We start from the raw sequence: 13382 nt of genomic DNA on the forward strand, positions 1-13382 counted from the left end.
GAAAAATTTAAGTGGGCAATACCTATCAAAAGTAAGTATAACAAAATAAATTCCGTAATTTTGAACGTTTGAAAATCAAAGATTCTTGAGGTATTTTATAGAGCTTTCTTATAATGGAAAAAACTATCATGGTTGGCAAATTCAACCAGATGTTATTTCCGTACAAGAAAAGTTGAATTCTGCTTTAAGCACAATTTTTCAGCAAGATATTCAGGTAGTAGGAGCAGGAAGAACAGATACAGGAGTTCATGCCTCACAAATGTTTGCTCATTTTGATGTTGATAAAAACCTTAAGGGTGATTTTGCATTTAAGTTGAATTCCATTTTGCCCAAAGACATTGTGGTTTATAAGGTTTTTTTAGTAGATGATGAAAAGCATGCAAGGTTTGATGCAGTTTCTAGAAGTTATGAATACAAAATATGGTTGGGTAGAAATCCATTTTTATTAGATTTTTCCTGGCAAATACATTCTCAGAAACCAGATTTAAAGTTAATGAACGAAGCTGCAAAGTTGTTAACAGAATATACAGATTTTCAGACTTTTTCTAAAGTAAAGACAGAGGTTTATACTTTTAATTGTGATGTTACAGAAGCTTTTTGGGAACAAAAAGGTGAGGAGTTAACGTTTCATATATCAGCAAATAGATTTCTAAGAAATATGGTTAGAGCCATAGTTGGCACATTGTTAGATGTTGGTTTTGGTAAAATATCTATAGACGATTTTAGAAATATTATAGAGAGTAAGAATAGAGGTAATGCAGGATTGTCAGTTCCTGCAAAAGGATTATTTTTAACACAGATAAAATATTAAGGTTTGGCAGATAATTCAGGTAATGCTTTTGATATGAAAATTTTTAAAAGACTAATGTCTTTTGCAAAACGTTACAAGTTATATTTTTTTATTGCTTCATCTTCAACCATATTATTAGCCTTATTTTCAGTTTTATCACCTTATATTTTAATCAATACTGTAGATGATTATATCCTAACTAAAGATAAAGAAGGTTTATTGAATTATACCATGCTTATGCTTGGTGTTTTACTAATAGAGGTATTGTTACAGTTCACTTTTATTTACTTTGCAAACTGGGTTGGTCAGCATATTATTAGAGATATTAGAGCTAAAATATTTAGACATATTTTACAGTTTAAAATGTCTTATTTCGATAAAAATTCGGTGGGAAAACTGGTTACTAGAGTAGTATCAGACATAGAAACAATAGCTGCTTTTTTTAGCAATGGAGTGTTTACAATTTTAAGTGATATTCTAAAAATGTTTGCAGTAACTGTAATCATGTTAATTCTAAACTGGAAACTGGCTTTAATTACTTTATTAATCTTGCCAATTTTAATTTATGCTACTAAATTATTTCAAGTGGCTATTAAAGTAACTTTCCAAGAAGTAAGAAATCAAGTAGCAAATTTAAATGGTTTTGTGCAAGAGCGAGTTACAGGAATGAAAATTGTACAGCTATTTAATAGAGAAAAAATAGAATATCAAAACTTTAAAGAAATCAATCAGAAGCATAAAAAAGCTTATATAAAAGCCATTTGGTATTATTCTGTGTTTTTTCCTATTGCCGAAATTTTATCATCAATAGGTATTGGTTTAATTGTTTGGTTTGGTGGTGGTCAGGCTATACAAGATACTGGCATAACTGTAGGTATGATAATGGGTTTCATACAATTTGCTCAAATGTTGTTTAGACCTTTACGTCAAATTGCAGATAAGTTTAACCAATTGCAAATGGGTATTGTTGCTGGTGAAAGAGTTTTTAAAGTAATAGATACTGAGAGCACTATTGATAAAAACGGAACAGTCGTCGCAGAAAATTTAGAAGGTACTATTTCTTTTGATAAAGTTAGATTCAGTTATATTGAAAATGAAGAAGTTTTAAAAGGCATTTCTTTAGAGGTTAAAAGTGGTCAAACTATTGCCATAGTTGGTGCAACAGGAGCAGGTAAGTCTACAATTATCAACCTAATCAATCGTTTTTATGAAATAGATTCTGGTACAATTTCGGTTGATGGTGTATCTGTGGCTGATTACGATTTAGAGAGTTTAAGAGATCAAGTTGCAATTGTTTTACAAGATGTGTTTCTGTTTTCGGATTCAATCTTAAATAACATCACACTAAAAAATAAAAGTATAACAGAAGAAGAGGTAGAAGAAGCTGCCAAGCAAATAGGAATTCATGATTTTATAAAATCGCTTCCTGGTGGTTATCATTACAATGTTAAAGAAAGAGGAGCCATGTTATCTTCTGGTCAAAGACAATTAATTGCGTTTTTGAGAGCATATGTTAGTAAACCTAGCATTTTAATTTTAGATGAAGCAACTTCTTCTGTAGATTCTCATTCAGAACAAATGATTCAATATGCTACAGAAACAATTACTAAAGGTCGTACTTCTATTGTAATTGCTCATAGATTGGCAACTATTAAGCAAGCTGATAAAATTATTGTAATGGATAAAGGTTTAATTGTGGAAGAAGGTTCGCATTCTGAATTATTACAGAAACAAGATGGATATTATAAGAACTTATATGATAAACAATTTAGTTTAGATAAAGCTTCATAGGTTAAGTTAGGTCGTTTCTTAATTTCTCATTCAGTTCTTCTTGTGTTGCATACAAAACAAATTCACCATCTTTTATATACGAAATTTCACCAGTTTCTTCAGAAACAAGAATACAAACAGCATCGGTTTTTTCACTTACACCAATAGCTGCTCTATGTCTTAAACCAAACCTAGCAGGTATTTTTGTGCTGTCTGAAATAGGTAAAACTACCCTAGTTGCAACAACGTAATTATCTCTAATTATAGTAGCACCATCATGTAAAGGGCTATTTTTGTAAAAAATACTTTCTAAGATAACCTCATTTACAAGAGCATTCATTGAATCTCCAGTATTAATTAAAAAATCTAGACTATTGGTTCTTTCAATAACAATGAGAGCCCCTGTTTTAGATTTAGACATGTTACTACATGCTTTTAAAATCTTTTCTGTATCTATTTCAGATGTAATTTCTGACTGTAAAAATTTTAATTGCTTAAAAAAACTTCTTTTGTTAGAGAAATTGGTGGTACCAATCATTAATAAGAATTTCCTAATTTCTTGCTGAAAAACAATGATTAACGCAATAACTCCGCCAGAAAGTAAATAGCCAAGAATACCACTAAGCATCTCCATTCTTAATGCTTGGGTAATTTTCCAAATTAAAAATATAAGAGCAATTCCTATAAAAATATTAATAGCAACTGTACCTTTTAATAACTTGTAAATATAATAGAGTAAGATGGCTACCAATAAAATATCTAGCACATCTAAAAAAGAGAAATCTACAAAATCTAACATGTAAAACAATTCATTTGAAGTAAAAGTACTAATTAATTTTAGGAGTTCAATATGACTTTATTTATCAGTAGTATTTGGTTCAACCACTAAATGAGAAACATCATCTACATTCCAATCAATTACCAAACCTTTGGCTAAAGATTTTGCTATTTCTTTACCATAAAGTACTTCCGATAAATACAAAGCAGCTTCAAAAGATTTTGCACCTCCAGCAGAGGTGATGTATTTCTTATCGTGCACAAATAACACCTTTTTTCTAATATCTAAATTAGGAAACATAGCTCTCATCTTATCAATATCTGAAGGAAAAGTGGTGGAAACAGTATTTTCTAATAAACCTGCCTTAGCCAAAACAAATGCACCATCACAATGTGAAGTTACGTAGAGCGCATCTTTTGCTACTTTTTTTACAAAGTCAATCATGGGTTTATCTTCCAAATCTGTATCTAGATGATGTTCTGCAGAAGGCACTACCAAAATATCTATTTTAGGCAATGAATCTATTAGGTAATTATAATCTGGTAAAATACGTACACCTTCAAAAGTTGTAATTGGTTGTTTAGTATTAGCTACTGTAAAAACATTCATAGCTTTAATGTTTTTCCTGTACTTTGTGTGTTGAAAAATATCAAAAGGAGCAGTAAATTCGGTATTAAACGTACCATCCATAATTAGAAAAGCAACATTATATCTGCCTTCTACTAATTCAGGCAGTTGACTTTTAATTTCTGATGTAGTAATTTCTTTATGATTACAATTTATAAATAGAATGGCAGCAAAAAGCAAGCTAAAAAATTTCATATTCTAATGATTAGACGCACAATATAAAGCAAAAAAAAACTTTCTGTGAAGAAAGTTTTTAAATAGGGTTTTGCTCAAGAATTAAATTAGCTCCTTTTCTTTTAGAGCTTCATCTAAATTCACTTTTATGTACTTATGACTTTTAAAGAAATATTTTCCGTTTTTTAATTGAATCGTTGCTTCAATTTTGCCGTCTTTTTTCTCTTCTAAAGAGGTGATTTCAACTTTTTGATTTACAATATTTTGATACGTTGCAATTCCTCCTCTTTTAATGATAAAATTTTTTCTTGGAAATTTAATATGCTCATAATTATCCATTTTAACTTTAGCAATAGTAAAGGTGTCACCAACTTTTACTTGATCACTTGCTATTTGAGAATAGTTAGAAAATGATAAAAAACAACACATTAATAGGGTAAAAATTGTAGTTTTCATAATTTTAAGTTTATAAATTTATAGATACAAAAATATAGTAATTTGTTATGAATGTAAAATTTTAGACCAATTTCGGTGTTTATTTAGTAAAAATTTAACCAAAGTAATAAGGAGAATATTAATTTATAGGAGAATCTTAATTTATCTTTTTGTAGATTTAAGGACAATAAATAATCAGAAATATGAAAGCGAAGTTATTTTTATTATTAATAGGATTTTTAACGATACTATCATGCACAAACGAAACAACTGAAGTTGAAAAAAAAGATACTTATGTAATTGATAATTACACAAAACAAGAAGTAGATATTACCATGAGAGATGGTGTAAAATTGCATACCACAATTTATACGCCTAAAGATGTTTCTAAAGAATATCCCATTTTAATGCAGAGAACTCCTTATAGTTCTGCTCCATATGGAGAGGATAAAATGAAATCTAAAATTGGGCCAAATGTACATCTAATGAAACAAGGTAATATCATAGTATATCAAGATGTTAGAGGAAGATGGATGAGTGAAGGTGTGTATGATAATATGCGTGCTTATATACCTAATAAAAAAGAAAATCAGTCAGATGAGGTTTCAGATACCTATGATACTATAGATTGGTTAGTTAAAAATGTAGAGAATAATAATGGCAAAGTAGGTACTTGGGGTATTTCGTATCCTGGGCATTATGCAACAATTTCTACAATAGATGCACACCCTGCTTTAAAAGCAGCTTCTCCACAAGCTTGTATAGGTGATTTTTTCTTTGATGATTTTCATCATAATGGAGCTTTTTTATTAAGCTATTTTAGAGCTATTTCTCTTTTTGGTACATATAAAGATACGCCAACAGATTCTGCTTGGTATTCGTTTCCAAAAATGAATACTCAAGACCAGTATCAATTTTTCTTAGACAAAGGGCCATTAAAAAACTTAAACGAATATTTTCAATATGATAAATTAGATGTAAACGCAACAGCATCAAAAGATAAAATAGATGATTTTTTCTGGAAAGAAATTGTAGAACACCCTAATTACGATTCTGTTTGGCAAAGTAAAGGTATCATTCAACATATGGATAAAGTTCCAAGCTCAGTAGCAACAATGATTGTTGGTGGTTGGTTTGATGCAGAAGATTTATACGGACCATTAGAAACTTATAAAGGAATAGAAAAAAATGGAAATAACAATTACAATACTATGGTTTTTGGACCTTGGGATCATGGTAAATGGGCTAGAAATACGGTTAGAAATACGGTAGGTAATTACTATTTTGGAGATTCTATTTCGCTAAAATTCCAATCAGAAATAGAAACTAAATTCTTTAATCATTTCTTAAAAGGACCTGGAAATGGAAATACGGGGTTACCTGAGGCTTATGTTTTTGATTCGGGTAAAAAAGAATGGAAATCTTTTGACAGTTGGCCACCTAAAAATGTGGTAAAACAAGATTGGTTTTTATCAGAAAATCAAGAGTTAACTACCAATAAAAAATCAGCAAAAGCTGTAGATTTTATTAGTGACATTAAACGTCCTGTGCCTTATTCAGAAGATATTAAAACAGTTTTTACGCCAAGAAAATACATGACAGATGACCAACGTTTTGCAGCTAGAAGACCAGACGTTTTGGTTTTTGAAACCGATGTTTTAACTGAAGATTATACACTTGCAGGTGATATTTTGGCAAAATTAAAAGTAGCAACTACAGGAACTGCAGCAGATTGGATTGTTAAGGTAATTGATGTACATCCTTCAGATATTGAAGAAGATAATGAGACTTTACAAGATCACCTTAAAATGAGTAATTACCATTTAATGGTAAGAAGCGAAGTTTTAAGGGGTAGATTTAGAAATAGTTTCGAAAACCCAGAACCTTTTACACCAAACAAAAAAACCAATGTCGATATCAAATTGCAAGATGTTTTTCACACATTTAAAAAAGGACATAAACTTCAAATTCAGGTGCAAAGTACTTGGTTTCCACTAATAGATTTAAATCCGCAAACGTATGTAGATAATATTTATAAAGCTGATGAAGCTGATTTTAAAACCCAAACACATACTGTATTTACAGATTCAAGTATTGAATTTTCGGTTTTAAAATAGGTTATGAAATCAACTGTTGTTATCGTATTTTTATTTATAATGTTTCAAGGCTTTTCTCAAGATTTTAAAAAGCATCAATGGAAAAATAGAGTGCTTATTGTTTCTACGATAGATGATACATCTTCCGATTTTTTAAAACAAATAGATCTATTAAAAAACTTAAATCAAGAATTAAAAGAGAGGAAACTTATCATTTATCAAATAGTTAATGATAAATATAAAGTAGGCTTTTCATCTAATTTTAATAGCTCAAACTCCATCTCCAAAAAATACGTAAATACTAAAAAGGGCCTACAAATTATTTTAATTGGTTTAGATGGTGGAGTTAAATTAAAGCAGAATTATGTTTTAACAGCGGAAAAATTGTTTGCAATCATAGATGGTATGCCCATGAGAAAACGTGAACTTAGAAAAAACAAGTAATCATTATACATGGCTAAAAAATTAATTTATGGAATTCAGCAAATAGGTATTGGTGTAAAAAATGCTGAAATTGCTTTTAAATGGTATGCACAAACTTTGGGTGCAGATGCACTAATTTTTGATGACAGTAATGAAGCTACATATATGGCCAAATATATGGGTGGCAAATCTAGAAGTAAAAGAGCACTTTTGGCTCTTAATATGCAAGGTGGAGGAGGTTATGAAATTTGGCAATATAAAAAGAGAGAACCCAAAGCACCAGAAAATTCATTTCAAATAGGTGATTTGGGTATAAATTTTCCTGTTGTAAAATCTATAGATATTGCTAAAACATTTGCTGTTCTAAAAGCTAAAAACGTTACAATTTTATCGGACATTGTAACAGAACCAGATTCAATTAAAGCCTTTTACATTAAAGATCCTTTTGAGAATATTTTAAAAGTAAAAGAAAATAACCAATTTTACAGTAATAAAAATACTTCTTTAGCAGGTGTTTGGGCTGCTGTAATCGGAGTTTCTAATATTGATGAATCTTTACAATTGTATTCAACAGTTTTAGGATATGATCAAGTGATTTATGATGAAACAGCTGTTTTTAAAGATTTAAAAGCATTAAAGAATGGTGGCAAAAAATTTAGAAGAATATTACTAGGTCATTCAGAAAATAGAACAGGAGGTTTTGCAAAACTGTTTGGAGCAACACAAATTGAATTAATTCAAGCTTTAGATAATAAGCCTAATAAAATTTTTGATAATCGCTTTTGGGGAGATTTAGGCTACATCCATCTATGTTTTGATGTTAAAAACATTAACCAATTGGCTAAAGAATGTAAGGCAATAGGTTTGCCATTTCAAGTAATGAGTGAAGCGTCTTTTGACATGGGAGATGCCAATGGACATTGGGGTTACATAGAAGATTCAGATGGCACTTTAATAGAGTTTATAGAAACCAATAAAGTACCTTTAATTAAAAAGTTGGGCTTAAATATCAACCTAAAAAATAGAGACCCAGAAAAACCCTTGCCAAATTGGATGATTAAAGCCATGAATTTTAAAAGAGTGAAAAAGTTTAAATAATAATTTACCTTGTAAACAAATATAGTTTAGTTTATGGATTTTGATATTATAATTATTGGTGCAGGTTTATCTGGTATAGGTGCTGCATGTCACTTAGAAAGAAAAAATCCGAACAAAACATATAAAATTCTAGAAGCAAGAGAAGAAATTGGAGGTACTTGGAGTTTATTTAAATATCCAGGTATTCGTTCTGATTCTGACATGTATACTTTTGGTTATTCTTTTAAAACTTGGGATGATGATAAATCATTTGCAGATGCACCTTCCATTTTAAAGTATTTGAATGAGGCAGCAGAAGAGTATAAGGTGAAAAAACATATCTCATTCAATCAAAAAGTAATTCATTATAATTTTGATACTGCAAATAGTTTATGGACGATAACTGCCATAAATCTAACTACCAAAGAGGAAACCAAATTTACGTCTCAATACATATTTAATGCCAGTGGTTATTATAATTATGATACTGGTTATACACCTATTTATGAAGGTTTAGAGAATTTTAGAGGTCAATTTTTACATCCTCAAAAATGGGATGCTAACTTAGATTATAGAAACAAAAAAGTGGTGGTTATTGGTAGTGGAGCAACTGCTGTAACAATAGTACCAAAAATTGCAGATAAAGTAGAGAAGGTAACCATGTTGCAAAGATCTCCAACATACATTGCAGCTTTACCCAATAAAGATAAAATTGCCAGGTTTATAAAACGAATTTTGCCAAGTAAGGTAGCACATACAACTGTAAGAGCTAAAAATATTTTAGCAGATATGCTATTCTATAATTTGTGCAGAAAATTTCCAAAAACTATGAAAAAGGTGGTGTTAAAGGGAATTAAAAAAGAGTTAGGTGATTTTCCTTTAGAGCCCCATTTTTCTCCAGATTACAAACCTTGGGATCAGCGTTTTTGCCTAGTTCCTGATGGTGATTTTTTTAAAGCAATTAAAAAGGGTAAAGCCACTGTTGAAACAGATAGTATAGCATCTTTTATAGAAAATGGAATTTTATTGAAATCAGGAAAAATATTAGAAGCAGATATTATTATTAGTGCAACAGGGTTAAAATTATTACCTTTTGGAGGCGCAAAAATATCGCTCAATAACAATCCTTTCGATATTACAAAACAGTTTATTTACAAAGGATTAATGTTAAGTGAATTGCCTAACTTCTTTGTGTTTGCAGGTTATACAAACGCTTCTTGGACGTTAAAAAGCGATTTGACAAGTGAGTATATCTCTAGAATGTTAAAATATTTAGATAAGAATAATTATACTTCAGTGCATGCTAAGGTAATAGAAGAAAATTTGGGTGAACTACCTTTAATCAATTTAGATTCTGGCTATATTCATAGAGCCAAAGACATACTTCCTAAACAAGGAGATCAATTTCCTTGGAGATTGTATCAAAATTATATTTTAGATTACAAAGTTTTACGTTTAAATGCCATAAAAGACAATAGGTTATTCTTCAATTAATAGCAATAAGTTACTTTTGCAGTATGTTTAAACAAAGAATACCCTTAGAAGAAGATGATTTTTATTTAAATGAAAAAGGTTATAAAGTGTTTACCGAAAAATTTCATTTAAAAAGAGGCTATTGCTGCAAAAGTGGTTGCAAACATTGTCCTTATGGTTATAATAAAAAAACAGATAGTTTTAAATAATTCAATTTACGAAACATGAAAAAATTTTTAGTGGTAGTAATAGTCGCATTTCTATTTTCTGGATGTGCAGAATTGCAGCAAGTAGTTAACAATTTACCAAACAATGTTGGTTTAAGTCAAGACCAAATAGGTAATGGTTTAAGACAAGCATTAGATAATGGTATAGAACATCAAGTTGCAAAACTTACTTCTAAAGATGGCTTTTATAGAAATGAATTAGTAAAAATTTTATTACCAGAAGAATTACAAGCTGTAGACAAAGGTTTGCGTAAAATTGGCTTAGGCAATTTGGCAGATGAAGGTATTAAAGTTTTAAATAGAGCAGCAGAAGATGCAGTGAAAACAGCAACTCCAATATTTGTAAATGCTGTAAAAGAAATTACCTTTAATGATGCAAAAAATATACTTTTAGGCGATAAAAATGCTGCAACGAACTATTTACAGTTAAAAACAAGTCAAAGTTTATACAATAGTTTCAGTCCAGTTATCGATAATTCTTTTTCTAAAGTTGGTGCAGATAAAGTTTGGAGTAATTTAATAACCAAATACAATTCTATTCCGTTTGTTAAAAAAGTAAATCCAGATTTAACTGGCTATGTTACTAATGAGGCATTAAAAGGAGTTTTTACGATGATTGAAATAGAAGAGAAAGGAATCAGAGAAAAAGTTGGGTTAAGAAATACAGCTCTTTTAAGACAAGTATTTGCTTTACAGGATAATAGGTAATCTTAAAATTTAACCTGTATAGTTTTTATATAGGTATTGTTAACATAAATTTTGTAATTCAAGTTGTAAATTTACGACTAGATATAAGAACTGTTAATAATTATCTATGAAAAATTTATTACTTGCTATTCTCATTTTATTTGGTTTTAATGCTAATGCTCAGCAAACTGTAGAAGATGATTTTGAAGGAAATGGAACAATTTCTACTTGGTTTGGAGATGATGCAAACATAAATGCACAATTCAATAATCCTTATAAAGAAACTATAAATACGTCAAATACTGTTTTACAGTATGAAGATGTAGGTGGGCAGTATGCCAATATTAGATTCGAATTAGATGAAAAGTTTGATTTGTCAGAAGATTATACTTTTTCGTTTAAGATTTATGTACCTGCAGTAACTATAACAGGTTCACAGGATAATCAAGTTTCACTTAAACTTCAAAATGGCGATTTAAATGAGCCTTGGAGTACTCAAACTGAAATTGTAAAAGATGTTACTTTAAATCAGTGGCAAACAGTTACGTTTAATTTTAAAGACGACAACTATATCAATTTAAATGCAGGTTCTGCTGCTCCAATCACTAGAACTGATTTTAACAGAGTTGTTATTCAAGTAAATGGAGAAAATAATACTGATAGAGTTACAGCTTATATAGATGACTTTTTATACGATGGTACAATTGCTGGAAGCTCAGATGATGAACCAGTTTTTGATAATTTAGTTTGGTCAGATGAATTTGATGGCCAAACAGGTTTCGTAACTGATTTAGATAATTCAAAATGGTTCAAACAAATTTATCCAATAATTGGTGGTAATTCTTGGGCTAATGGAGAAATTCAGCATTATACGGACAGATTAGATAATTCTTACGTAAGTAATGGTACTTTAAAGATTCTAGCTAAAAAAGAAACATATTCTTACAATGGTACTTCAAAAAACTATACATCTGCTAGATTAAACTCAAAATATGCTTTTACTTATGGAAAAGTGGAAATTAGAGCAAAAATGCCAACAGGTGTAGGTACTTTTCCTGCATTATGGATGCTAGGTCAAAACATTACAGAAACTGGTGGTTACTGGGCAGCAACAAAAGGTACAACTCCTTGGCCAGATTGTGGAGAGATAGATATTATAGAACATTGGGGAGATAATCAAGATTTTGTGCAAAGTGCTTTACATAACAGATCTAGTTTTGGAAGTACAGTTAATAAAGGAGGTAGAACTATTAGTAATGCATCTTCTGAATTTCACGTTTATACTTTAGAGTGGACGGCTACAAAAATGACATTTAGTGTAGATGGCATAGTACATTATGTTTACAATCCTGAAAATAAAAATGCAGAGAATTGGCCTTATGATGCACCACAATATCTTTTATTAAACGTAGCTATTTTACCAAATATCACAGCAGGTTTTTCAGAAAGTGCTATGGAAGTAGATTATGTAAGGGTTTATCAAGAATCAGCAAGTCTAAGTACAGAAGATAATACTATTAAAAACCAGGCCTTGAATGTATATCCTAATCCTTCAAACAGTAGAGTTACAGTTAACTTGGGAAACGTAGAAGGAGAAAGTGAATTAGTCTTGTATAGCATTACAGGTAAAAAAGTTCATAGCTTCTCTCAGGATATTCCATCTGAAACCCATGATATCTCATTTTTAAAAAGAGGTGTATATTTTTTACAAGTGGCCTCTTCTAAAAACTCGAAAGTAGTTAAGCTGATTAAAAACTAATAGATAATCTAAATTATTTATTATAAGATAATTAGCGGTTGCAGGGTTAATAATTTTTTCATAGATTTATAAAAACTAATCCTCCATTCGCCATGTATTACCAAAATCAATTCCAAAATTATAAACGGCATCTAAAAGATAGATACGTAAACTTAGTTGAGAAATCGAATAACTATAGATTTGTAGACGAAGCTAAAAGTGATTTGGCAGCCTTTAAAGCGATGAAGCTATTAGAGAAAATTAATCAAGTAAACTATTTAGATAGAGATCTGGTTATTTAATCTAAAGACTTTCTAAAGTTTTTAAAATAATCGAAAGCTTTTAGAAGTCTAGAACCATACCAAGAAAAATACTCACCATCTACCAACTGTATTTGTAATTCTTTATGCTTGTTTGTAAAGGATGTAAAATCTTTCTCCTTAAAAGGATAAGGTTCAGAAGAAAGTAAAATCAACTCCACCTTTTTTTTTAATTGATCAATATCAACCTCAGGATATCTCTCTTTATTTATAAAGATGTTTTTAAACTTATTGATAGTGAGCATGTGGTTTATAAAGGTTCCATTTCCAGCTGCCATCCATGGATTTTTCCAAATGAAATAAGCCACATTTAAAGTTTCTTTATTTGCAATAAATAATTCGAACTTTCTAAATTCAGTGCGTATATTTTTGACTAAAATTGTCGCTTTTTCTGTGCAAGAAAATATAGTTCCATATTGTAATATTAAATCTAGAGTGTCTTGTAGTGTAGCAATGTCTGATACATGAACAACAGCAATTTCTTGGCATTTTTTTACAATATCTTTGGTGTTCTCTTCCTTATTACAAAGTATGATGTCTGGCTTTAATTCTCGAATTTTATCAAAATGAACATTTTTGGTTCCACCAACAATAGTTTTTGATTTTCTTAAGTGAGTAGGATGTACACAAAATTTGGTGACCCCTACAATTGAAGTCTCTAAATCTAAATCTACTAAAAGTTCAGTTAAACTTGGTACTAAACAAACAATTCTAGAAGGTGTTTTTTGCAATTCAAAAATGGTATTCATTTGATCTTTGAACTGCAT

The 13382-nt window shown here is 30.0% G+C and carries 13 protein-coding genes; 9 read left to right on the plus strand and 4 right to left on the minus strand.

Annotated features, from left to right (window positions below):
* Positions 1–85 precede the first annotated feature (85 nt).
* A complete protein-coding gene (truA, locus tag MED152_RS11335) occupies positions 86–811 on the plus strand; it encodes a tRNA pseudouridine(38-40) synthase TruA (protein WP_015482026.1) in 726 nt (241 codons plus the stop codon).
* Positions 812–814: 3 nt separating this feature from the next.
* Positions 815–2581 carry an ABC transporter ATP-binding protein gene (locus MED152_RS11340; protein WP_015482027.1) on the plus strand — a complete coding sequence of 589 codons (1767 nt, stop codon included), beginning with the start codon at positions 815–817 and terminating at the stop codon, positions 2579–2581.
* A 1-nt stretch (position 2582) separates the two neighbouring features.
* Here the strand turns inward: MED152_RS11340 and cdaA are convergent, their stop codons facing one another.
* From cdaA to MED152_RS11355, 3 genes are all read right to left on the minus strand, one after another.
* On the minus strand, positions 2583–3359 hold the full coding sequence (cdaA, locus tag MED152_RS11345) for a diadenylate cyclase CdaA (protein ID WP_015482028.1): 777 nt from the start codon (positions 3357–3359) through the stop codon (positions 2583–2585).
* Between the two features lie 57 nt (positions 3360–3416).
* Complete coding sequence (locus MED152_RS11350; RefSeq protein WP_015482029.1) at positions 3417–4160, minus strand: DJ-1/PfpI family protein; 744 nt, start codon at positions 4158–4160, stop codon at positions 3417–3419.
* An 81-nt stretch (positions 4161–4241) separates the two neighbouring features.
* Positions 4242–4595: a hypothetical protein gene (locus MED152_RS11355; RefSeq protein WP_015482030.1), complete on the minus strand. Its 354-nt coding sequence runs from the start codon at positions 4593–4595 to the stop codon at positions 4242–4244.
* A gap of 182 nt (positions 4596–4777) precedes the next feature.
* Between MED152_RS11355 and MED152_RS11360 the strand changes: the two genes are divergently transcribed.
* From MED152_RS11360 to MED152_RS11385, 7 genes are all read left to right on the plus strand, one after another.
* A complete protein-coding gene (locus tag MED152_RS11360; protein ID WP_015482031.1) occupies positions 4778–6691 on the plus strand; it encodes a CocE/NonD family hydrolase in 1914 nt (637 codons plus the stop codon).
* A 3-nt stretch (positions 6692–6694) separates the two neighbouring features.
* Complete coding sequence (locus MED152_RS11365; RefSeq protein ID WP_015482032.1) at positions 6695–7114, plus strand: DUF4174 domain-containing protein; 420 nt, start codon at positions 6695–6697, stop codon at positions 7112–7114.
* Between the two features lie 9 nt (positions 7115–7123).
* Complete coding sequence (locus MED152_RS11370) at positions 7124–8191, plus strand: VOC family protein (protein WP_015482033.1); 1068 nt, start codon at positions 7124–7126, stop codon at positions 8189–8191.
* A gap of 33 nt (positions 8192–8224) precedes the next feature.
* Entirely contained in the window at positions 8225–9664 is a 1440-nt protein-coding gene (locus MED152_RS11375) for an NAD(P)/FAD-dependent oxidoreductase (protein ID WP_015482034.1), read from the plus strand.
* 23 nt (positions 9665–9687) lie between these two features.
* On the plus strand, positions 9688–9852 hold the full coding sequence (locus MED152_RS13760; RefSeq protein ID WP_015482035.1) for a DUF5522 domain-containing protein: 165 nt from the start codon (positions 9688–9690) through the stop codon (positions 9850–9852).
* A gap of 15 nt (positions 9853–9867) precedes the next feature.
* Positions 9868–10578, plus strand: coding sequence for a DUF4197 domain-containing protein (locus MED152_RS11380; protein WP_015482036.1), 711 nt, complete (start codon positions 9868–9870; stop codon positions 10576–10578).
* 106 nt (positions 10579–10684) lie between these two features.
* A complete protein-coding gene (locus MED152_RS11385; RefSeq protein ID WP_015482037.1) occupies positions 10685–12316 on the plus strand; it encodes a family 16 glycosylhydrolase in 1632 nt (543 codons plus the stop codon).
* 277 nt (positions 12317–12593) lie between these two features.
* On the opposite strand, the gene MED152_RS11395 is transcribed toward MED152_RS11385, so the two are convergent.
* Positions 12594–13382, minus strand: coding sequence for an ABC transporter substrate-binding protein (locus MED152_RS11395; RefSeq protein ID WP_015482039.1), 789 nt, complete (start codon positions 13380–13382; stop codon positions 12594–12596).

Source organism: Polaribacter sp. MED152 (assembly GCF_000152945.2).
Lineage (GTDB): Bacteria > Bacteroidota > Bacteroidia > Flavobacteriales > Flavobacteriaceae > Polaribacter.

What these genes read in the sequence shown, in the direction of transcription:
- MED152_RS11375 (WP_015482034.1), top strand. Translation starts at nt 8,225, where the DNA reads ATGGATTTTGATATTATAATTATTGGTGCAGGTTTATCTGGTATAGGT.
- MED152_RS11385 (WP_015482037.1), top strand. Translation starts at nt 10,685, where the DNA reads ATGAAAAATTTATTACTTGCTATTCTCATTTTATTTGGTTTTAATGCT.
- cdaA (WP_015482028.1), bottom strand. Translation starts at nt 3,359, where the DNA reads ATGTTAGATTTTGTAGATTTCTCTTTTTTAGATGTGCTAGATATTTTA.
- MED152_RS11350 (WP_015482029.1), bottom strand. Translation starts at nt 4,160, where the DNA reads ATGAAATTTTTTAGCTTGCTTTTTGCTGCCATTCTATTTATAAATTGT.
- MED152_RS11355 (WP_015482030.1), bottom strand. Translation starts at nt 4,595, where the DNA reads ATGAAAACTACAATTTTTACCCTATTAATGTGTTGTTTTTTATCATTT.
- MED152_RS13760 (WP_015482035.1), top strand. Translation starts at nt 9,688, where the DNA reads ATGTTTAAACAAAGAATACCCTTAGAAGAAGATGATTTTTATTTAAAT.
- MED152_RS11360 (WP_015482031.1), top strand. Translation starts at nt 4,778, where the DNA reads ATGAAAGCGAAGTTATTTTTATTATTAATAGGATTTTTAACGATACTA.
- MED152_RS11365 (WP_015482032.1), top strand. Translation starts at nt 6,695, where the DNA reads ATGAAATCAACTGTTGTTATCGTATTTTTATTTATAATGTTTCAAGGC.
- MED152_RS11380 (WP_015482036.1), top strand. Translation starts at nt 9,868, where the DNA reads ATGAAAAAATTTTTAGTGGTAGTAATAGTCGCATTTCTATTTTCTGGA.
- MED152_RS11370 (WP_015482033.1), top strand. Translation starts at nt 7,124, where the DNA reads ATGGCTAAAAAATTAATTTATGGAATTCAGCAAATAGGTATTGGTGTA.
- MED152_RS11395 (WP_015482039.1), bottom strand. Translation starts at nt 13,382, where the DNA reads ATGCAGTTCAAAGATCAAATGAATACCATTTTTGAATTGCAAAAAACA.